Source organism: Nakamurella sp. A5-74 (genome assembly GCF_040438885.1).
Lineage (GTDB): Bacteria > Actinomycetota > Actinomycetes > Mycobacteriales > Nakamurellaceae > Nakamurella.
Map to the genome: position 1 here is coordinate 4336199 of NZ_CP159218.1, position 19744 is coordinate 4355942.

The 19744-nt window shown below is 69.7% G+C and carries 18 protein-coding genes; 13 read left to right on the forward strand and 5 right to left on the reverse strand.

Features of this window, described 5'->3' with window-relative positions:
- Positions 1-11: 11 nt before the first annotated feature.
- The 4 genes from ABLG96_RS19890 (at position 12) to ABLG96_RS19905 (ending at position 4038) form a co-directional block, all read left to right on the forward strand.
- Positions 12-1082 (forward strand): ABC transporter substrate-binding protein, encoded by a 1071-nt coding sequence (locus ABLG96_RS19890; protein ID WP_353649045.1) that lies wholly within the window; start codon positions 12-14, stop codon positions 1080-1082.
- Between the two features lie 53 nt (positions 1083-1135).
- Positions 1136-1948 (forward strand): amino acid ABC transporter permease, encoded by an 813-nt coding sequence (locus tag ABLG96_RS19895; RefSeq protein WP_353651599.1) that lies wholly within the window; start codon positions 1136-1138, stop codon positions 1946-1948.
- A complete protein-coding gene (locus ABLG96_RS19900; protein ID WP_353649046.1) occupies positions 1945-2718 on the forward strand; it encodes an amino acid ABC transporter ATP-binding protein in 774 nt (257 codons plus the stop codon). The genes ABLG96_RS19895 and ABLG96_RS19900 overlap by 4 nt, the downstream gene beginning before the upstream one ends.
- 267 nt (positions 2719-2985) lie before the next feature.
- The gene (locus ABLG96_RS19905) at positions 2986-4038 is read left to right on the forward strand and encodes an NAD(P)-dependent alcohol dehydrogenase (protein ID WP_353649047.1); all 1053 of its coding nucleotides are present in this window, start codon (positions 2986-2988) and stop codon (positions 4036-4038) included.
- A gap of 329 nt (positions 4039-4367) precedes the next feature.
- Here the strand turns inward: ABLG96_RS19905 and ABLG96_RS19910 are convergent, their stop codons facing one another.
- A complete protein-coding gene (locus tag ABLG96_RS19910) occupies positions 4368-5051 on the reverse strand; it encodes an MSMEG_1061 family FMN-dependent PPOX-type flavoprotein (protein ID WP_353649048.1) in 684 nt (227 codons plus the stop codon).
- Between the two features lie 214 nt (positions 5052-5265).
- Between ABLG96_RS19910 and ABLG96_RS19915 the strand changes: the two genes are divergently transcribed.
- Positions 5266-5469 carry a cold-shock protein gene (locus ABLG96_RS19915; protein WP_353649049.1) on the forward strand — a complete coding sequence of 68 codons (204 nt, stop codon included), beginning with the start codon at positions 5266-5268 and terminating at the stop codon, positions 5467-5469.
- A gap of 305 nt (positions 5470-5774) precedes the next feature.
- Here the strand turns inward: ABLG96_RS19915 and ABLG96_RS19920 are convergent, their stop codons facing one another.
- On the reverse strand, positions 5775-6863 hold the full coding sequence (locus ABLG96_RS19920) for an FAD-dependent oxidoreductase (RefSeq protein ID WP_353651600.1): 1089 nt from the start codon (positions 6861-6863) through the stop codon (positions 5775-5777).
- Between the two features lie 107 nt (positions 6864-6970).
- Between ABLG96_RS19920 and ABLG96_RS19925 the strand changes: the two genes are divergently transcribed.
- From ABLG96_RS19925 to ABLG96_RS19940, 4 genes are all read left to right on the forward strand, one after another.
- Positions 6971-8671 (forward strand): FAD-binding dehydrogenase, encoded by a 1701-nt coding sequence (locus tag ABLG96_RS19925; protein ID WP_353649050.1) that lies wholly within the window; start codon positions 6971-6973, stop codon positions 8669-8671.
- A gap of 383 nt (positions 8672-9054) precedes the next feature.
- Entirely contained in the window at positions 9055-10113 is a 1059-nt protein-coding gene (locus ABLG96_RS19930; RefSeq protein ID WP_353649051.1) for an alpha/beta fold hydrolase, read from the forward strand.
- A gap of 91 nt (positions 10114-10204) precedes the next feature.
- Positions 10205-11404: a histidine kinase gene (locus ABLG96_RS19935; RefSeq protein WP_353649052.1), complete on the forward strand. Its 1200-nt coding sequence runs from the start codon at positions 10205-10207 to the stop codon at positions 11402-11404.
- Positions 11401-12144, forward strand: coding sequence for a response regulator transcription factor (locus ABLG96_RS19940; RefSeq protein WP_353649053.1), 744 nt, complete (start codon positions 11401-11403; stop codon positions 12142-12144). The genes ABLG96_RS19935 and ABLG96_RS19940 overlap by 4 nt, the downstream gene beginning before the upstream one ends.
- A gap of 15 nt (positions 12145-12159) precedes the next feature.
- Here ABLG96_RS19940 and ABLG96_RS19945 read toward each other — a convergent pair whose 3' ends face one another.
- A complete protein-coding gene (locus ABLG96_RS19945) occupies positions 12160-12642 on the reverse strand; it encodes a class F sortase (RefSeq protein ID WP_353649054.1) in 483 nt (160 codons plus the stop codon).
- Here ABLG96_RS19945 and ABLG96_RS19950 point away from each other — a divergent pair.
- Positions 12581-13246 (forward strand): hypothetical protein, encoded by a 666-nt coding sequence (locus ABLG96_RS19950; protein ID WP_353651630.1) that lies wholly within the window; start codon positions 12581-12583, stop codon positions 13244-13246. The genes ABLG96_RS19945 and ABLG96_RS19950 overlap by 62 nt on opposite strands.
- 21 nt (positions 13247-13267) lie before the next feature.
- Here ABLG96_RS19950 and ABLG96_RS19955 read toward each other — a convergent pair whose 3' ends face one another.
- Both ABLG96_RS19955 and ABLG96_RS19960 read right to left on the reverse strand, forming a co-directional pair.
- Positions 13268-14026 carry a ferritin-like domain-containing protein gene (locus ABLG96_RS19955; protein WP_353649055.1) on the reverse strand — a complete coding sequence of 253 codons (759 nt, stop codon included), beginning with the start codon at positions 14024-14026 and terminating at the stop codon, positions 13268-13270.
- A gap of 11 nt (positions 14027-14037) precedes the next feature.
- On the reverse strand, positions 14038-14715 hold the full coding sequence (locus tag ABLG96_RS19960; protein ID WP_353649056.1) for a ferritin-like domain-containing protein: 678 nt from the start codon (positions 14713-14715) through the stop codon (positions 14038-14040).
- A 368-nt stretch (positions 14716-15083) separates the two neighbouring features.
- On the opposite strand from ABLG96_RS19960, the gene ABLG96_RS19965 reads away from it, so the two are divergent.
- The 3 genes from ABLG96_RS19965 (at position 15084) to ABLG96_RS19975 (ending at position 19617) form a co-directional block, all read left to right on the forward strand.
- Positions 15084-16190, forward strand: a complete 1107-nt coding sequence (locus ABLG96_RS19965; protein WP_353649057.1) for a crosslink repair DNA glycosylase YcaQ family protein — start codon at positions 15084-15086, stop codon at positions 16188-16190.
- Between the two features lie 216 nt (positions 16191-16406).
- Positions 16407-17159 carry an ABC transporter ATP-binding protein gene (locus tag ABLG96_RS19970; protein ID WP_353651601.1) on the forward strand — a complete coding sequence of 251 codons (753 nt, stop codon included), beginning with the start codon at positions 16407-16409 and terminating at the stop codon, positions 17157-17159.
- Position 17160: 1 nt separating this feature from the next.
- Entirely contained in the window at positions 17161-19617 is a 2457-nt protein-coding gene (locus ABLG96_RS19975; protein ID WP_353649058.1) for an FtsX-like permease family protein, read from the forward strand.
- The last annotated feature ends 127 nt before the right edge of the window (positions 19618-19744 follow it).

The following is a 19744-nucleotide window of genomic DNA, read 5'->3' on the forward strand; positions in this document are numbered from 1 at the left end:
GGAGCAGCCAGATGTCCGATTCCCTCGTCCGCGTCCGGCAAACCCCACACCCCGGCGGGCGCCGTCGATCTGCCGCCGTCGCCCTCGCCGTGATCGCCGTCGGAGCTCTCACCGCCTGCGGCAGCGACGCTTCGACGGGCGCCGGCACCACCCCGTCCACCGCGGTGACCAGCTCGTCGTCGGCGTCATCCGACCCGTCGTCCGTCGGCTCGTCCAGCGCGGGCACCTCCGTCGGCTCGTCCAGCGCGGGCACCTCCGTCGGCTCGTCCAGCGCGGGCAGGTCGGTCGGCTCGTCCAGCGCCGCGGTGACCTCCAGCGCCGGGTTGGGCAGCGAGTGCACACCGGCAAGCCTGCAGACCCTGAAATCCGGGGCGCTGACGATCGCCACCTCGGAGCCCGCGTTCGAGCCGTGGATGGTCGACAACGACCCGACCAACGGCAAGGGCTACGAATCGGCCGTCGCCTACGCCGTCGCCGACAAACTGGGCTACACCAAGGACGCGGTCGCCTGGACCAGGGTCGGCTTCGACGAGGCGATCGCGAAGCCCGACGGCTTCGACTTCGACATCAACCAGTTCTCGATCAGCGACGCCCGTAAGAAGCAGGTTGACTTCTCCACCGGCTACTACGACGTCACGCAGGTCGTCATCACCGTGAAGGGATCGCCGATCGAGGGTGCCACCACGGTGGCCGCCCTCAAGAGCGCCAAGCTCGGCGCGATGAACGGCACCACCAGCCTGGATGCGGTGAACTCGGTGATCGCCCCCACCGACAAGCCGAGCGTGTTCGACGACAACGCCCTCGCCGCCCAAGCCCTGCAGGGCGGCCAGATCGACGGTCTGGTCGTCGATCTGCCCACCGGCTTCTACATGGTCGGAGCCCAGCTCAAGGACGGTGCGGTGCTCGGACAGCTTGCCGGGACGGCTGCGTCGTCCGAGCAGTTCGGACTGCTGCTGGCCAAGGACTCCCCGCTGACCAGCTGTATGTCCGCGGCCGTCGACGCCCTGCGTGCGGACGGCACCCTCGCGAAGCTGAACACGGAGTGGCTGGCCGGCAAGGACGTCGCGCCCGTGCTCCAGTAGTCGAGGTGAGCAGTCCAGACGGGTGGATCCCGTCCGACACCCAGCTGGAGCGGATGGCCTTCCGCCGCATCAGGACTCGGCGGGCCGTGGCGATCGGCGCTGTCTCCTCGGTGGTGGTGCTGACGGCGCTCGTGCTGCTGGTGGTGAACACCCCGGGGTGGCCGCGGTTCCGATCGACCTTCCTGGATCTGGGCTACGGCTGGCAGGTGTTGCCGGACGTCGCAGAGGGGCTGTGGCTGAACCTCCGACTGATGGTGGTCTGCGAGATCGGCGTGCTGATCATCGCGCTGGCAATGGCGCTGCTCCGCTCGCTGCGCGGGCCGGTCTGGTTCCCGTTGCGCGCCCTGGCCGTCGTCTACGTCGATCTGTTCCGCGGCCTGCCGCTGATCCTCACCCTCCTGCTGCTCGGATTCGGTGTCCCCAGCCTGCGGCTCGACTGGCTGCCCCGGTCAGCGCTGTTCTGGGGCTGTGTCGCGCTGATCCTCACCTACGGCGCGTACGTCTCGGAGGTGCTGCGGTCCGGGATCGAGTCGGTCCACCCTTCGCAACGCGCGGCCGCCCGGTCGTTGGGTCTGAGCCACGCGAAGACGATGCGGTTCGTGGTGGTGCCGCAGGCGGTGCGCAGGGTGCTGCCGCCGCTGCTGAACGACCTGGTGGCGATCACCAAGGACACCGGCCTCATCTCGGTGCTCGGCGTCGTCTACGACGCCGTCCTGAACGCGAAGATCCAGACGGCGCAGACGTACAACTACACGCCCTACGTCGTCGCCGGTCTGCTGTTCATCGCGATCACCATCCCGCTGACCCGACTCACGGACTGGGTCGCCAAGCGGCAGGGCTGGAACGGCACCGGAGGGACGGTATGACGGAGGAGTCGAAGCGCACGCCGGCGGCCGGATCCCACCTGCTGCAGATCACCGGTCTCCGCAAGGCCTACGGCGCCAACGTCGTGCTGCGTTCGCTCGACCTCCAGGTTGCCGAGCACGAATGCGTCGTCCTGATCGGCGCCTCCGGTTCCGGGAAATCCAGCCTGCTGCGCTGCATCAACCTGCTCGAGGATGTCCAGGACGGGACAATCCTGTTGCAGGGCACCGACATCACCGATCCTCGGGTGGACGCAGATGCCATCCGGTCGCAGGTGGGCATCGTCTTCCAATCGTTCAACCTGTTCCCGCACCTGAGCGTGCTGGACAACATCACGCTCGCCCCCCGGAAGGTGCACGGGCTCTCGCGCGCCGAAGCCGACCGCCGTGCGCGCGCGATGCTCGACCGGGTCGGTCTCGCGGATCGGGCCACGGCCCGACCCGACGACCTGTCCGGCGGTCAGCAGCAGCGGGTCGCGATCGCCAGGGCGCTGGTGAACGATCCGGTGCTGATGCTCTTCGACGAGGTCACCTCGGCACTGGACCCGGAACTTGTCGGTGAGGTCCTCGGTCTGATGGCCGAGCTCAAGAGCGACGGCATGTCGATGGTGGTGGCCACCCACGAGATGGCCTTCGCCCGCCAGGTCGCCGATCGGGTCGTCTTCCTCTCCGGCGGTGAGATCGTCGAACAGGGTCCTCCGGAACAGCTGTTCACCGCACCGAAGGACGAGCGGACCCGCAGGTTCTTGCGACGGGTCCTGCCCACCCCCTGACTGCCATCCCCGGATCATCCGCCCCCGAAAAGCACCGATCAGCGGTCCATCGGATGCACCCTTCCCGATCGTGGCGGCTTCGGCACCCTTGAGACCGGTGGGATTCACCACTCTCGCGGCCGACAACATGACGTATCAACAGAAGTAGGATGGAAAAGTCTCCGTTGTGGGACTTCGCGGCATCGCATCTGGCGATGCCAGGTCACGCCGAGGAGCTGCTCCGCTGAGCGGCCGGCGTTCGGCCTCGAACACTGAAAGGCTGCACCTGTGACGATCACCGTCCCCGCACTGCTCACCAAGTCCGCCGGAGCTTCGTTCGAGCGCGGCACGATCGAACGCCGTGAACTCGGTGACGACGATGTCCTGATCGACATCGCGTTCGCGGGTATCTGCCACTCGGACATCCACCAGGCCCGCGAGGAATGGGGTAAGGCCATCTTCCCGATGGTCCCCGGCCACGAGATCGCCGGCACCATCGCCGCCGTCGGTTCGGCCGTCGACAAGCACGCAGTCGGCGATCACGTCGGCATCGGCTGTTTCGTCGACTCCTGCGGCGAGTGCGAGAACTGCACCGCCGGCAACGAACAGTTCTGTGTCAAGGGGAACGTCGCGACCTACAACGGTCGGGAGTACTCGGGCGAGCCGACCTACGGCGGCTACGCGACGCAGATCGTCGCCAAGGCCGACTACGTGCTGAAGGTTCCGGCCTCCATCCCGCTCGACCAGGCGGCACCGCTGCTCTGCGCCGGCATCACCACCTATTCGCCGCTGGCACGCTTCGGCGCCGGTCCCGGCAAGAAGGTCGCCGTCGTCGGTATGGGCGGCCTCGGTCACATGGCCGTCAAGCTCGCCGCCGCGATGGGCGCCGAGGTCAGCGTCATCAGCCAGACGATGTCCAAGGAGGCGGACGGCAAGCGCTTCGGCGCCGATCACTACTATGCCCTCTCCGACTCGGACACCTTCGGTACGTTGCGCGGCACCTTCGACCTCATCATCTGCACCATCTCCGCCGACCTGCCGATCGACAAGTACCTCTCGACCCTGGCGATCAACGGCGCGATGGTGTTCGTCGGGCTCCCCCCGGACGCCCAGCAGCTGCGGGTCGGCTCGCTGATCGGTGGCAACAAGACGTTGGCCGGCAGCAACATCGGCGGCATTCCGGAGACCCAGGAGATGCTCGACTTCTGCGCGGAGCACAACATCGGCGCCGAGATCGAGACCATCGGCGCCGACGAGGTCACCGAGGCGTACGACCGCATCGTGAAGTCGGACGTCCGCTACCGGTTCGTCATCGACACGAAGACCATCCCGGCGAGCTGACCGCTCGCGGTTCCACTGCACCACCGTGATGTCGAACGACCTGCCAGGACCGCGAGGACCGGGCAGGTCGTTCGTCGTTCCGTACCCGATCGCTGGCAGAGTCCGCGACCGCTGGCGATCGGTAGGTGAACGCTGGCCGAGTCCGCGAACGCTGGCGATCGGTAGGTGAACGCTGGCCGAGTCCGCGAACGCTGGCGAAGTTCCGCCAGCGTTCGTCGATGTCGCCAGCGTTCTCGAGAGCGGGGCGCGGGGCAAGGCCGGCGCGGATCGCCCGCCCTGAACGCCGGCCGGCGGCGCGGCGCCAGCCGGCGTTCAGGGCGCGGTGCCGTCTACGGCTTCGACGGTCCTTCGTAGAGCGTCGCAGCGGCGTAGGCGGCGACCGACCGGTCGTAGTCGCGGGCGTCCGGCTCGCTCATCGCTCCGACCTCGGCCTGCAGCCGGCCGGGGGTCGGCAGGCTCGCCGGGTCGACGTGCGGCGCCTGCCAGAGTGCTGAGCGCAGGGTGGCCCGCCGGCACTGGAAGTAGATCCTGTCCACCCTCACCACCAGCACCGTCACCGGCTCGATCCCACGGACAGCATTGTCCCGCAACAGATTCGGATCGGTGGAGATCGTCGCAACGCCACGGACCCTGACTGCCTCGCCGATCCCGGGGATCACGAAGACGAGCCCGATCCGACTGTCTCGCGTGATGTTGCGCAGGGTGTCGAGCCGGTTGTTGCCCCGCCGGTCGGGGATCATCAGCGTCCGTTCGTCCAGGACGCCGACGAACCCGGGCGCATCGCCGCGCGGCGAACAGTCGATCCCGTCGGGTCCGTTGGTCGCGATCACGCAGAACGGCGAGGCGGCGATCAGCTCGCGATAGCCGGGGGTGACGACGCTGCTCTCCTTGGCCCAGGACCTGGCCACCGGGGTCGGGTACAGGGCGAGCAACTGTTCCTCCGACCGCACGGCGTGCGGGTCCGGGACTGCCGCCTGGACAAGTCTCTGCGTGTCCGGGTGGGGCTCGTCCATGGGCCGACGGTACGCGGCGAGCGGCAACCGGGTGAAAGTCCGACCCCCGGATTGGCCCGCCACGGTGATCCGTGCGACACTTGTTCTCGGTCACTCCCCGTCGGGGAGGCGTCGATGGTCAGCGGGTCTCGGTTCCCTGAGAAGTCGTTATCAGTTGGCGGACCCGGGCTCGGGACATTCCAGGCTCGCATCACCACTGTTTTGGAGAAGTTGCATGGCACAGGGAACCGTCAAGTGGTTCAACGCCGAGAAGGGCTATGGTTTCATCACTCCCGATGACAATGGCCCGGACGTTTTCGTCCACTACTCGGAAATCCAGTCGTCCGGATACCGGTCGCTCGAGGAGAACCAGCGCGTGGAGTTCGAGGTGACCCAGGGCAACAAGGGTCCCCAGGCCACCGCAGTCAACCCCGTCTGATCCACCTCAGACATCCACTCAGGGCGCCGCTCATCACGAGCGGCGCCCTGAGTGCTGTCTCGGGGTAGATTTGCTGGTCCCCCAGGTCTCGTTCCTCGCTCAGGACAGGGAGCAGACGGAGGAGTCGGAACCCCGCTGTCGATCGGACGGGATCTCGACGCGCTCGTCCCTCGCTTGCTCGATCACCGAAATCACGACGGGTCGGGATCTCGATGCGCTCGTGCCTCGCTTGCTCGATCACCGAAATCACGACGGGTCGGGGTCTCGACGCGCTCGTCCCTCGCTCGCTCGATCACCGTCGGGCGTCAGATCGCCTGCGGCGCAGCAGGTTCGGTCGCCAGGAACGCCGTGATCTCGCGGGCCGCGGCGCGTCCGGCCCGGTTGGCTCCGATGGTCGACGCGCTCGGCCCGTAGCCGACGAGGTGGATCCGCGGGTCGGCGACCACCCGGGTCCCGTCCATCGCGATCCCGCCGCCCGCGCCGCGCAGGTGCAGCGGCGCCAGGTGATCGAGTGACGCCCGAAAGCCGGTGTTCCAGAACAGCATGTCGGCGTCGAAGCGGGAACCGTCCGCCCACTGCACCCCGTCGGCATCGATGGAGGTGAACATCGGAAACCGTTGCAGCACACCTGATTCCCGCGCAGTCCTGGTCGCGGCGGTCAGTGGCAGCCCGGTCACCGAGACCACCGATCTGGGCGGCAGTCCGCGGCGCACGCGCTCCTCGACCATCGCCACCGCCGCCCTCCCCGCCTCCTGGGTGAACTTTCGCTCCAGCCACACCGGCGGGCGCCTGGTCACCCAGCGTTGAGCGGCGACCACGGGCGCGATCTCCATCGCGAGCTGCACGGCCGAGATCCCGCCGCCGATCACCACCACCCGCGCACCGCGGACGTCCGCCGGTCCGCGGTAGTCGTGAGTGTGCAGCTGCCGGCCGGCGAAGCTCTCCCTGCCCGGGTAGTACGGCCAGAACGGCGCGTCCCACGTCCCGGTGGCGTTGACCAGGATCCGGCTGACGTACTCCACCTCGCGCCCGTCCGCCGCCGATCCGGTGGATCGCAGTCGCCCGTCGTCCAGGGACTCGACCCGCCCGATCCGTACCGGTCGCCGCACATCGATGCCCTGGTCGCTCTCATAGTGTTCGAACCAGGCCGGGATCGCCCTGTTGGCCGGCTCCCGAGGATCAGCCTGTGGCGGCGTCGTCCCCGGGAGCTCGCGGATGCCGTTGACCCCGGCCATCGTCAACGTGTCCCACCGGTGTCGCCAGGCACCACCCGGCCCTTCGCCCGCGTCGACGACGATCGTGTCGATCCCGCTGCGGTACAGATGATGAGCAGTGGACAGCCCGGCCTGCCCGGCGCCGATCACCAACACATCAGTCACCAACACGTCGGTCATCAGCGCGTCAGTCACCGGGGCGTCCCTGACCTGCCCGTCCTCCACCAGCACCAGGCCAGGCTACGACGGCGCAGCGATCCGGAGTCGCACCCGTCACAATGGCAGGTATGAGCCCCGACACCCCCGGCCGAGCGTCCGGGTCCGCCGACAGCATCCTGGATTGTGACGTGCTGGTGATCGGAGCGGGCCTGGCGGGGCTGGTCGCCGCCGCCGAGGCGGCCGACAGCGGCAAGCGGGTCGTCGTGGTCGACCAGGAGCCGGGTGCCTCGTTGGGCGGCCAGGCGTTCTGGTCGTTCGGGGGGTTGTTCCTGGTCGACTCGCCGGAGCAGCGGCGGATGGGAATCAAGGACTCCGCCGAGCTGGCCCTGGCCGACTGGCTCGGTTCCGCCGGCTTCGACCGGCCGGAGGACCACTGGCCGGAGCAGTGGGCCCACGCCTTCGTCGACTTCGCCGCCGGCGAGATGCGCAGCTGGATCAAGCAGCAGGGCATCGGCCTGTTCCCGATCGTCCAATGGGCGGAGCGGGGCGGCTATCCCGTCACTCCCGGCGGCACCATGCACGGCAACTCGGTGCCGAGGTTCCACGTCACCTGGGGTACCGGGCCGGGTGTCGTCACACCGTTCGTCCGCCGGGTCACCGAACACGCGCGGATCGGCCGGACCACGCTGCTGTTCCGGCACCGGGTCACCGATCTGAGCCGTGCCGACGGGGCGGTCACCGGCGCGGTCGGCGAGGTACTCGCGCCGTCCGACGTCGCTCGAGGTGTGCCGTCGTCCCGGGACGTGATCGGTAGCTTCACGATCACCGCAGGCGCGACGATCGTCGCCTCCGGGGGGATCGGGGCGAACCACGAACTGGTGCGCAGGAACTGGCCAGGCGGCCACGGCGGGGCACCGCGGACGATGATCTCCGGCGTGCCGGATTCCACCGACGGTCTGATGATCGGACACGCGGCCAGGGCAGGCGCCCACGTGATCAACGAGGACCGGATGTGGCACTACCCCGAGGGCATCATCAACCACTCGCCGGTATGGACGGAACACGGCATCCGAATCCTGGCCGGCCCCACGTCCCTCTGGTTGGACGCCTCCGGTCACCGTTTGCCGGCCCCGCTGTACCCGGGCTTCGACGCCCTCGGCACCGTCCGGCACATCACTGCGACCGGGCACGGACACAGCTGGTTCGTGTTGAACCGCAGCATCATCGGGCCGGAGTTCGCCCTGTCCGGATCCGAACAGAACCCCGACCTGACAGACCGCTCGGTCATCCAGCTGGCCAAGGCCAGGCTCGGCTCCGGCCCGACCCCGGCTGTGCAGAGATTCCTGGACGACGGGGTCGACTTCGTCGCCGCCGAGACCGTCGAGGAGCTGGTGTCGAAGATGAACGCCCTGGTCGGTGAGGATCTCGTCGACCCCGCGCTCGTCGCGGAGACCGTCCGCCTGCGCGACCTGCAGGTGTCGTCGGGACTCGGCAAGGATCCGCAGGTGACCGCGGTGGCGGCGGCCAGGAGGTTCTTCGGGGACCGCTGGATGCGGCTGGCCGACGACTGCGCGCTGGCCGACCCCGCGCACGGTCCGTTGATCGCCGTCCGACTGCACATCCTGACCCGCAAGACGCTGGGCGGCGTGGAGACCGACCTCGACGGGCGGGTGCTCGACCCCTTCGGACAGGTGATCCCAGGGCTGTACGCGGCAGGTGAAGCGGCGGGATTCGGCGGCGGCGGCGTGCATGGATACCGGGCGCTGGAGGGCACCTTCCTCGGCGGCTGCCTGCTCTCCGGGCGTACCGCCGGACGCGCGGTCGGGTGACGCCGCGGAATGCAGGCGCCGGGTGTCGGATGCACAGCAGATGAACACCCGCAGCAACACCACAGCGGCTCAGAAGTTCACCCAGACAGGCGATCATCCATACCGATCGGGCGGTTGTGGCTTCCACGCCTTCGCTCCGTAGTTGATGTTCGACGACAAGCCCGCTGATTGTCCTCTTTCGCCGTGCCTCATCCGCACTCGCGCCCGCGAGTGGCGGACCTGCGTCACACACCGTTGCCGCCACCTGCGGAAACGCCGGTCACGGTTCGATAACCCCACGACACCAAGCCCCACACTTGAGACGTCGGTATCTGTACAGAGCGGTTGCCGCGGGATCTGGACGCAATCAGGCGTCCGGTGGCAGTCGGAGGGTTCGAGGGGTCATGACGCAGGTTGCTCGTCCGGTCGATGTTTCGGGGGAATCAGACGGGATGTACCAGCACGCCTCCCCCACCTCCACGTCACTCGGCGACGTCTCGCTGAGCTGGCCGTCCCTGGCGTCGGCCGTCCCGGATTCCCTGGAAGATCTGCCGCCCGACGCAGCTCCCCTGGTGGCACCGCCCAGGGTGCGTCCGTTCGCGGGGATCAGGTTGGTCGACGGACGCGCACTGGCCTGGGCCGAGTACGGCAACCCCCGTGGAGTGCCGTGCATCGTGGTCCCGGACACCGCCTCCTCCAGGCTGTCCCCCGGATGGATGATGCACGAGCTCACTCTGCCCGAGTCCGTACGGCTGCTGTCGATCGACCGACCTGGCATCGGCCGGTCCGATCCGGTCGGCCTGGGCGGCCGGGACGACCTGGCCGCCGACATCCTGATGATGATCCACACCCTCGCCGTCGGACGGGTCGTGATGGTCGGCGTCGGATCAGGTGCGAGCATCGCACTGGACGTCGCCGAGCGGAGCCCGCGAGCCGTCAGCCGGGTGGTCGCCGTGGCCGCTCGTGGTACTGCGGAGCCGGCCGCGCCCCGAGCGCGCCGCTCGCTGTTGCGCCGCAGTTCCGGCACCACGCAGTCCTGGCGCGGTCCGCTCGAGGCCTGGGCACGGGCCGCCGCCGGAGAGCAGCTCACCGACGAGCGCGCCTGGACCCGGGCGCGCGGTCGGATGGACGACCGAGCACTCTCGGCGCTCGGCGGCCGGTGGCTCGCGCCCTCCTTCCGCGCCGCGGTGTCGGCCGATCTCGACGAGGTCGGGAGCCAGTGGATCGCCGACGGCGGCAGCCCTGCGCCCCGCTGGGTGGGCTCGTGGGCCGGCGCGTCGGAGGTGCAGTTCATCCAGGCTGACGACGATCTCGGCACCACTCCGGGGCAGCTTCGTGCCATCGCGGCCGAACGGGCCGGGTGGAGTGTCCGTACCGCACCGACGGCCGACAAGCTGTTCGCCCGCTGGCCGGCGGTGCTCGGCGACGCCGCGGCGCACTACCTGGAGACCGCGTACCGCTGACGACACGAAGGACACCGCCGTCGGCCGCACCGAATCGCACTCCGACCACGGTCGGATGGCAGGTCGCGGGCGACCGCCTAGCGTGGACACCGTGACGTTTCGAGAGTTCTGGGCCCAGAACGTGTGGGCGCGCGATGCGGCGATCCCCGCCGTGTTGCTCATCCTCGCCCTCGCGACCGCAGCCCAGGGCGGCGGCACCACCCTGTTCTCGATGCTGTTGATCGCACCGTTGTTCTGGCGGCGGTCGTTCCCGGAGACCGTCACCGTGATCGTCGCCGCCCTGGCGCTGGTCCAGGTCGCGGTGGGTTACCGATACCAGGTCGGCGACCTCGCGGTCCCGCTGGTCGTGCACGCGGCGACCGCGTACGCGCGCAACCGCCGCTGGGGCTGGAGCGCGCTGCTGCTGGGGTTGTTGGGCGCCGCCATCTCCTCGGTGGCGTTCTTCGGATTCGACGATCCACGAGGCGCGCTGACCAACGGCGCCATCACCGCCACCACCGTTGCCGTCGCCTTCCTGGTGGGTCGACAACAGGAGACCCACGCCCGGGACTCCGCCGCTGCCGTGGCGGAGCGGGACCGGCTGCTGCAGGAACAGCAGATCCGGCGCAGCGAGATGGCCGCGGCCCAGGAACGCACCCGGATCGCGCGGGAACTGCACGACATCGTGGCGCACTCGCTGTCGGTGGTCGTCGTCCAGGCCGAGGGCGGGCGCGCTGCGGCCAGGACCAAGCCGGAGCTCGCACCGGAGGTGCTGGCCACCATCGCCGGTACCGCGCGGGCCGCTCTGGGCGACATGCGGCGACTCGTCGGGGTGTTGCGCACCGGCGGCGAACCGGAATCCAGCCATCCGGACTTCGCGCCGGCGCCCACGCTGGGAGACGTCGCCGACCTGGTCGCCCAGGTCAGCGCCGCTGGGCAACGGGTGCAGCTGCAGATCACCGGCGAGGAACGCCCGGTACCGCCGGGTGCCGGTCTGGCCGCGTATCGGCTGGTCCAGGAGTCGTTGACCAACGTCATCAAACACGCCGGTTCGAGCGCGAGCACCGAGGTCAACGTGCACTACGCACCGGGCGAGGTCCACGTCTCGGTGTTGGACGACGGCCGGGGTGCGGCCGCGGCCGGTGACGGTCAGGGCAACGGCCTGATCGGGATGCGTGAGCGGGTCACCCTGCAGGGCGGAACCGTTGCCGCCCACGCCCGCTCCGGCGGCGGCTTCATCGTCACCGCGACGATCCCGACCCCCCAGCAGGGCGCTCTGGCCGCCGCCGATCCCGCCGGGAACCACCGATGACCCAGGCCGCGCCGCCGATCAAGGTCTTCCTGGTCGACGACCAGATGCTGGTGCGCACCGGCTTCCGGATGCTCGTCGAGGCCCAGGACGACATGGTGGTGGTCGGGGAGGCTCCGGACGGACGCCAGGCGATCGCCGCGCTGGTTCCGGGTGGGAGCGCAGCCGACGCCGAGGTGGTGCTGATGGACGTCCGGATGCCGGTGCTCGACGGGGTCAGGGCGACCCAGGAGATCGTCGCCGCCCACGACGCACCCGCCCGCAGCGGACCGGCAGCGGCCGGTCCCGGGGCGGAGGCGCCCGTGCGCTCCGGCCCGAAGGTGTTGGTGCTGACCACGTTCGACATCGACGAGTACGTGTTCGCTGCGCTGCGAGCCGGCGCGTCCGGATTCCTGCTCAAGGACGCCCGCCCGGAAGACCTGCTGGGCGCGATCCGCAGCGTGGCCGCGGGCGACTCGGTCGTGGCTCCCAGCGCTACCCGCAGGCTCATCGCCACCGTCGTCGATCAGTTGCCGGGCCCCGACCGCGCCTCCGCCGCGCGACTGGACGTGCTGACCGCCCGGGAGCGGGAAGTGCTGCAGCTGATCGCGGCCGGAGCGACCAACCCGGAGATCGCCATCCAGCTGTACATGGCCGAGGCCACGGTGAAGACACACGTGGGACGGCTGTTGTCCAAGCTGGCGGTTCGGGACCGGGTGGGACTGGTGCTGGTGGCCTACGAGACCGGCCTGGTCCGGAGCTGACCGGGCCGCGCGGGCTCAGGAGACCAGGGTGGCGAACGCGACGATGTTCGACTCGTAGTGACCGACCGACGGGTTGAACGTTCCGCCGCAGGTGATCAGTCGCAGACCGGCGTGGTCCAGGTTGCCGTACACGACCTGGGTCGGGAACTTGTCCTTGGCGTACTCCCGCACGCCGTCGACCTTGAAGGTCGCCACCGTGCCGTCCCGGCGGGCCACCTGGATCTCGTCACCCGGCTTGAGGTCACCGAGCTTGTAGAACACTGACGGACCGTTGGCCCTGGAGTCCACGTGGCCCAGCAGGATCGACGGGCCGATCTCGCCGGGCGTCGGCGAGCCGTTGAACCAGCCGCTGGACTTGGTGTCGTCCAGCGGGGGAACCTCGATGGAGCCGTCGGCCGCCGCGCTCATGTTCAGGACTGGCGAATCGGTGACCCCGATGGCCGGGATCGTCAGTGTCGTCGGCTCCGATTCCGGCAGGATGGGCCCCTTCACCGACACCAGCGGGGTGACGCTGGTGTTGGGTGCGGTGGTCGTCGATGCGGCGGGCTTTGAAGTGCTCGACGCGGGAGCGCTCGTGCTCGGCTTCGTGGTGGCCGACGCCGAGGTGGAGGGCTGTGACGTGGAGGGGTCGGACGCAGCGGTCGGATCGGTGGAGGACGCGCTCGAGGGGGTGCCGCTGTCCTCGACGGAGGTGCTGATCGCACTGGACGTCGGAGCACTGGCCGCGGTGCCGGCCTCGCCGTCGATCACGCCGGCGTTGGCGGACGTCGGGGAGTCGGGAGGTGTCGCACTGCTGCAGGAGCCGAGGACGAGCAGCAGAGCCCCGAGAGCCGCGAGCACTCCGCTGGCCCACAACCGCATGCGCATCCGGCGTCGACGCTCGGGGGGTGCCAGGCGGGCATTCATCGGGGAGTCTCCGTCGGTCGGTGCGGGTCCGGCAGCGTGCTGTCCAGGAACCGGACTCCGCGAAGTAGGGATGGTGGGACCTGCCCACCGTGCCACACCGGGCGGATCCGTCGAAACGGATCCGCCCGGTGAGCTTCGGCACGGGACGAATGAGCTCTCAGAACCCGCTGTCCCGGACTTCAGGAACTACTACTGATGACGCCGTGAGCGGGAAGGCTCAGGTGGCGTCGTCGTGGGCGTAGCGACGCGCTGCGACCGCAGCCGCACCGGCCGCACCCAGCAATGCGATGCCGCCGACGATGGCACCCGTGCTCGGGCCACCGGCAGTGCTGCCGCCGCCGGTCTGCACGCCACCGTTGGGCATGGAGCCCATCTGGCCACCCTTGATGAACGGTGTGGCAGCGGCCAGGACGGTCGCCTTGTCCTTGGGGGTCTCGAAGGCCCCCATGTAGACGCCACCCTCGGCCTTGAGGCCGAGCAGGTTGCCGACGACAGCTGCGTGCCGAGCCTCGACACCGAAGATGCTGGCAGCAGCCTGCAGAATGCCCTTGTCCTTGATGAAGCCGGCAGCACCGAGGTAGGCGCTGGTGCCCAGATTCTCGAAGACGTGGCTGGTCTTCAGGTAGCTGTCACGGCTGGCGAACGACTCACCGAAATCGACGCCGGGAGCGGCGACCGGAGACCCACCGAGGGACTTGATGGTGTCGGTGAGTGCACTGACGTGGGTCGCTTCATCCGACTCGATGGTGGCGAGGTACTCCTTCTCCACGCCCGAGAGCAGGTTGGCCTCATTGCCCTGCTTGTAGAACGCTGCTTCCAGGTACTCCAGCGTCAGGGCGTAGTTCAGAACCTCGAGGTCGTTGGCGAAATCAGGTGCCCCGGCCAGGTTGAACTTGTTGTTCAGGGCGCTGAGGCCCTGAGCTCCGGAAAGCTCCGAAGCGTTTCCGTGCACGAGATCGCGTGCTGTGGTGGTCATGGATGCTCTCCTCAGGAAATGAACGGCTTGGCAGCCGCGAGAACGGTGGCCATGTCGGCCTTCGCCTCGAACGGGGACGGGAAGGGCTTGCCGCCGATGAGGCTGGCGATCACCGCAGCGTGACGCGACTCGACGCCCGCGATCGAAGCTGCGGCTGCGAGAACGTCCACGCTCTTGATGAGCGGAACCTGACCGTGGTACGCGGTCACACCGAGCTCCTCGAACGCCGAAGCGGTCTTCAGGAACGAATCGCGCGAGGCGAAGGTCCCGTCCGGGTAGGTGATCTTCGGCTTGGAGACCGGGGTGCCACCGAACGCCTTGACGGTGTCGGAGACTGCGCTGACGTGCGTCTTCTCGTGATCCTCGATCGGAGTCACCAGCTCGAGTTCGCGACCCGAGAGCAGACCCTTGGCCAGGCCCTGGGAGTAGAAGTCGGCCTCGAGGAACTCGAGGGTGAGGGCGTAGTTGAGGATCTCAACGTCTCCCTCGGTGCCCGCGGCCGGAGCGGCCCCGCGCATGATGTTCGCCGGTGAAGCACCGGCGACGCCGGCTCCACCGAGCAGACCGCCAGCCACGAATGTGGCTCCGAAGCCCACCAGTCCTGCCATCTTCAGGAACTTGCGACGGTCGGTGCTGGTGCTGAACTCCAGTACCGGCTTTCCGCCGAAGATCCTCTCTTCGCCTGCCATGGGGTGTTCCCTTCGCTCGTGTCACGAACGCTCTCGCGTCGTCGCGGAGTGGTGCTGCGGCGCCGAACCGGTCGAACCGGGCCGGGAACTGATACGCGTGACGTCCGTAGTGGACAGTCGCGGTTCGGGGTGGCCGCAGTCACGGATGGGTGCAACCCTCAGGTTCACTCGGACGGACCGGAACCCGGCGCCGTCGAGGACTTCCGGTCGGCCAATTCTGTGCAAAGCAGACAGATCGGCGCTGTGCGGTCGTTCAAACCCGCCGAACGGGTGGTGTGCAGGGATGGGGTCGGCTCCAGAGCCACGTTCAGTCACTCAGCGCGACCGCCCGGGGCTGAATCGTCGGATCTCGGCGCTACCGTCTATCGGTGCTCCCCCACCGGTTGACGCTGACCGACGCGCGGCAGGTCGCCGTGCGCGCCCAGCTGCTGGACGCCGACCGCCCCGATCAGATCCTCCGGCTGACCGAGCACCTCACGGCGTTCCAGCTGGACCCGACGTCGGCCGTAGCCCCCAGCGCCGAACTGGTCGCCTGGAGCCGGCTGGGTGCCTGGATCGCGACCGACACGATCGCTGCGGCTCTCGCGGACCGCACCCTGTTCGATCTCGACAACTTCGCCCGTCCGGCAACGGACCTCCCGCTGTTCACCGCGGCGATGGCCGGGTGGCCGGGCCCGGAGCCGCTGCAGGGCTGGCAGCGGGCATCCCGGGACTGGGTGACCGCGAACGACGCCTGCCGCCGCGACGTCCTCGCGGCGCTGGCCACCGGAGGTCCCCAGGTGATCGGGGAGCTTCCGGACACCTGCGTCGTGCCGTGGCGCTCGTCCGGGTGGAACAACAATCGCAACGTCGGTCGACTGGTCGAGATGATGGCTCGGCGCGGCGAGGTCGCGGTCGCCGGGCGCCGTGGTCGGGAGAAGCTCTGGGACTTGGCCGGCAACGTCCACCCGGATCTCCCGTCGGTGCCGCTCGAGCAGGCCCAGCACCGGCTCGCCGAACGGCGACTCACTGCGCTCGGCCTCGCCAGGGCGAAGGCCGTGGAGACTCCGATCGAACCGAACGGCGTCGGAGGAGTCGGTGAGCCTGCCGTGATCGAGGGAGTGCGAGGCCAGTGGCGCGTCGACCCGACCCAGCTGGACCGACCGTTCATCGGGCGGACCGCACTGCTCTCCCCGCTGGACCGGCTGGTCTTCGACCGCAAGCGGATGACGGAGATCTTCGCCTTCGACTACCAACTGGAGATGTACAAGCCGGCTGCCCAGCGACGCTGGGGTTACTACGCGCTGCCCGTCCTGGTCGGTGACCAGCTGGTCGGCAAGGTGGACGCCACCGCGGATCGCGCCGCCGGGGTGCTGCGGGTCGCCGCCCTGCACCGCGACCCGCTGTACCCGGACGACGCGGAGGACTCGGTTCGCGCCGAGCTCGACTCGCTGGCCGAATGGCTCGGCCTCGGCCTGGAGCTCCCCGCGGACTGAGCACTCTCCGCGCACCGAGCACTCCCAACGCACTGAGCATCAGACCGTGGTCGTACCCGGCGCCCGTCCACTGCCCCCGCGGACGCACTCACCCTCGCCGAGATCCCGTCCCGTGCTCCGATCCGGCAGGCGGCCCGAATTCCTAGCGTTGTCCGTGTCCACTTCGACGACACGAAACGAGCACATCGCATGCCTGCCACCGAGACGAGCACCCGGATGATCCCGCCGCCGAACCCGGCCGGGAACGATCACGTCCTGCGGGCTCTGGACCTGCGGAAGACCTACGGCACCGACGACACCCTGGTGCGGGCGCTCGACGGGGTCGACGTGGACTTCCGGCGCGGCTCGTTCACCGCGGTGATGGGACCTTCCGGCTCCGGCAAGTCCACCCTGATGCACTGTCTCGCGGGCCTCGACGCTCCGACGTCCGGGTCGATCCGGCTCGGCGACGTGGAGCTGACGACGCTCGACGACCGCGCGCTCACCGGCATCCGCCGGGACCGGTTCGGCTTCGTGTTCCAGTCGTTCAACCTGCTGCCCATGTTGACGGCCGCGCAGAACATCCTGCTGCCGCTGGAGCTCGCCGGCCGCAGCGCGGACCCCGACCACTACCGCGAACTCACCGCCGCGCTGCGCATCTCGGACAGGTTGCAGCACCGGCCGTCCGAGCTCTCGGGTGGCCAGCAGCAGCGGGTTGCGATCGCCCGGGCGATGATCACCCGCCCCGACATCGTGTTCGCCGACGAACCCACCGGCGCACTCGACACCCGGACCGGCCACCAGCTGCTCGCCTTCCTGCGCGCCGGTGCCCGCGAGCTCGGACAGACCATCGTCATGGTGACCCACGATCCGGTCGCCGCCGCCTACGCCGATCGGGCCGTGCTGTTGTCCGACGGCCGGGTCGCCGGATCACTGCAGCAGCCGACCGCGGACGACGTGCTCGCCGCCATGCGCGATCTGGGGGCCTGAGGTGGTGCTCTGGAAGCTGGTGCGCCGACAACTCGCCCACCGACCGCGGCGACTGATCTCGGTGCTGGTGACGGTCGTCATCGGCGTGGGCTTCACCGCTGCCTGCATCACCTACAACGCCACCGCGAAGGCGTCGCTGGCCCACCAGGTCGCCGGCATCGGGCGCACCGCGGACGTGCTGATCGTCCCGGCCCCCGAGGTCCCGGCGAAGACCCTGCTCGCGGTGAGCGGGGTCGCCGCTGTCGAGAGCTCGCTGAGCGGATCCACCGCCTACCGCACCGACGCCGCCAAGGGATACGCCAGCATCGCCGGCGTCCCGTCGCCGTCACTGCGCTGGTTCACCCTGTCCGCCGGCACCTGGCCCGACGATCGACAGGTGGTGGTCGGGGAGGACTTCGCGACATCGGCCGGGCTGCGGCTGGGGTCGACGCTCACCCTGGCAGGTGCCGGGACGAGCGATCAGCAGCTGACGGTCGCCGGGATCGTTGCGGGTGGCGGGCTCGGAGGCGCGGACGTCTTCGCACCTCCGGCGCTCGTGCAGAAGATCCCAGGGGTCAACCCCGACCTCGTCGCGGTGAGCGTGGCCGACGGCGTCGATCCCGCCCAGGTCGTCACTGCTCTGCGCGCCGTGGTCCCGTCCGGAGTTGCCGGCGGGTCCGAGGTGCTGACCGGCGCGCAGTTCGCCGCCGAACGGGTCACCGCGGTGACGGACGGCAGCGACCTGCTCGGCACCCTGCTGCTCGGGTTCGCGGCGATCGCCCTGCTGGTGGGCGGAATCGTCATCGCGAACGTCTTCACGATCCTGACCACGGCGCGACGACGCGAGCTGGCGCTGCTGCGCTGCATCGGAGCCACCTCCGGTCAGGTGACCGGACAGGTGGTGCTCGAGGGTCTGGCGGTCGGCGCCCTCGGATCGATCGTCGGGGTGCTGGCCGGGTACGGTGCCGCAGCCGCGCTGACCACGCAGCTCGGATCGGCACAGGGCGGGGTCGTCGCAGATGTCGCCGGGCTGCTGATCGCGCTGCTGGCCGGGATCGTCATCACCACCGGGGCAGCGGCCTTCCCGGCGATCCGGACCGGCCGGGTCGCTCCGCTGGCCGCGCTGCAACCGATCAGTCCGGAGGCCTCCACCCGGCGGGTGGGAATTCTGCGGGTGGTGTCCGGCCTGGTGCTCACCCTCGGCGGGGCCGGCGGCCTGCTGTACGCAGCCTCCACCGGATCGTTCGCGCTCGCCCTCGGAACGGCTGCGGTGTCGGCGATCGGCGTACTGCTGCTCACCCGAGCCGCCCTCCCGCTGGTGATGCGTGCTCTCGGACCGGTGGCGCGGTTGGCAGGCATCCCCGGCCGGCTGGCCACTGCCAACGCTCTCCGGACACCCGGTCGAGCAGCGGCCACCAGTGCTGCATTGCTGGTCGGCGTTGCCCTCATCGTCACCCTGCAGGTCGGCGCGGCCTCAGCCGGCGCGACCCTCGATCGTGAACTCTCACAACGCTTCCCGGTTCCACTGGCAGTGACCGACACCCGAGGAACAGCATTGCCGTCCTCGGTGTTGCAGGCGGCGCGGGTGGCCGGCCTCGACCCCGGCGAGGTCCGCGGAGCCCGGCTGCGCGCGACGGCCCCGGCGGGCGGCGCGCTCACCGAACTTCTCGGTGACGGACCGGCGCTCGTCATCGCACCCTCCGCGCAGGCACTGGGAGCGGCGGGGACCACCGTTCCCGACGGCGTGGTGGAGGTTCCCGACTGGTGGGCCGACAGCGGCGTGCGGAACGACAGCCGGATCGCCTTCGGCACCGGCGCCGGCCGGGTCGACCTGCAGGTACGCACCGGGCATCTCGGCGACGCCGCCGGGGCCAGCGTCCTGGTGGTCAACAGTGCTGTGCTGCAACGACTCTCGTCCGGAGCACCGGTGGTCGCCCTCTGGGCCGCGGTACCGGCAGGTGTGGACGCTGCCACCGCCGACGGGGCACTGCGTCGGGCGACGTCCTCGATGCCGGCCGTCGAAGTGGGTGGCAGCGCAGCCGAACGTGCGATGAACGAGGATGCGCTCGGCACCGTCCTGACGATCGCCACCGCGCTGCTCGCCGTGGCAGTGCTGATCGCGCTCGTCGGCATCGCCAGCACCCTGGCGCTGTCGGTACTGGAGCGCACCCGCGAGTCGGCGCTGCTGCGGGCGCTGGGCCTGCAGCGGTCCCAGCTCCGCCGGATGATCTCGGTCGAGGCGCTGCTGCTGGCCGCGGTCGGCGCGCTCACCGGTGCCGCACTGGGCATCGGGTACGGGCTGGCGGGCAGTTCGTCGGTCACCGCGGAGATCGGCCGGGACGTGGTCTGGCAGGTGCCGTGGGGGCAGATCCTGCTGGTGATCGGGGCCGCCCTGGTGGCCGGCCTGCTGGCCTCGGCACTTCCCGCCCGCACCGCGACCCGGGTCTCGCCGGCAGCTGCGCTGGCCGAGCAGGGCTGACCCCGGGGCTCCGGCGGTACAGGGGTCCGCCGGCCCCCGGGGTCGCCGGTGACGATGGGGTCGCCGGTGACGCCGTTGCGCCTTCGCACTGCGTCGGCCCGGTCGGGTGGCTGGGCTGGCGGTGCGC

Excerpts from the sequence above, each read along its gene's own strand:
- ABLG96_RS19920 (WP_353651600.1), bottom strand. The coding sequence starts at position 6,863 with ATGACCGACGTGTTGGTGACTGATGTGTTGGTGATCGGCGCCGGGCAG.
- ABLG96_RS19930 (WP_353649051.1), top strand. The coding sequence starts at position 9,055 with ATGACGCAGGTTGCTCGTCCGGTCGATGTTTCGGGGGAATCAGACGGG.
- ABLG96_RS19890 (WP_353649045.1), top strand. The coding sequence starts at position 12 with ATGTCCGATTCCCTCGTCCGCGTCCGGCAAACCCCACACCCCGGCGGG.
- ABLG96_RS19950 (WP_353651630.1), top strand. The coding sequence starts at position 12,581 with ATGGCCGGGATCGTCAGTGTCGTCGGCTCCGATTCCGGCAGGATGGGC.
- ABLG96_RS19910 (WP_353649048.1), bottom strand. The coding sequence starts at position 5,051 with ATGGACGAGCCCCACCCGGACACGCAGAGACTTGTCCAGGCGGCAGTC.
- ABLG96_RS19925 (WP_353649050.1), top strand. The coding sequence starts at position 6,971 with ATGAGCCCCGACACCCCCGGCCGAGCGTCCGGGTCCGCCGACAGCATC.
- ABLG96_RS19955 (WP_353649055.1), bottom strand. The coding sequence starts at position 14,026 with ATGACCACCACAGCACGCGATCTCGTGCACGGAAACGCTTCGGAGCTT.
- ABLG96_RS19915 (WP_353649049.1), top strand. The coding sequence starts at position 5,266 with ATGGCACAGGGAACCGTCAAGTGGTTCAACGCCGAGAAGGGCTATGGT.
- ABLG96_RS19895 (WP_353651599.1), top strand. The coding sequence starts at position 1,136 with ATGGCCTTCCGCCGCATCAGGACTCGGCGGGCCGTGGCGATCGGCGCT.
- ABLG96_RS19970 (WP_353651601.1), top strand. The coding sequence starts at position 16,407 with ATGATCCCGCCGCCGAACCCGGCCGGGAACGATCACGTCCTGCGGGCT.
- ABLG96_RS19940 (WP_353649053.1), top strand. The coding sequence starts at position 11,401 with ATGACCCAGGCCGCGCCGCCGATCAAGGTCTTCCTGGTCGACGACCAG.
- ABLG96_RS19960 (WP_353649056.1), bottom strand. The coding sequence starts at position 14,715 with ATGGCAGGCGAAGAGAGGATCTTCGGCGGAAAGCCGGTACTGGAGTTC.
- ABLG96_RS19900 (WP_353649046.1), top strand. The coding sequence starts at position 1,945 with ATGACGGAGGAGTCGAAGCGCACGCCGGCGGCCGGATCCCACCTGCTG.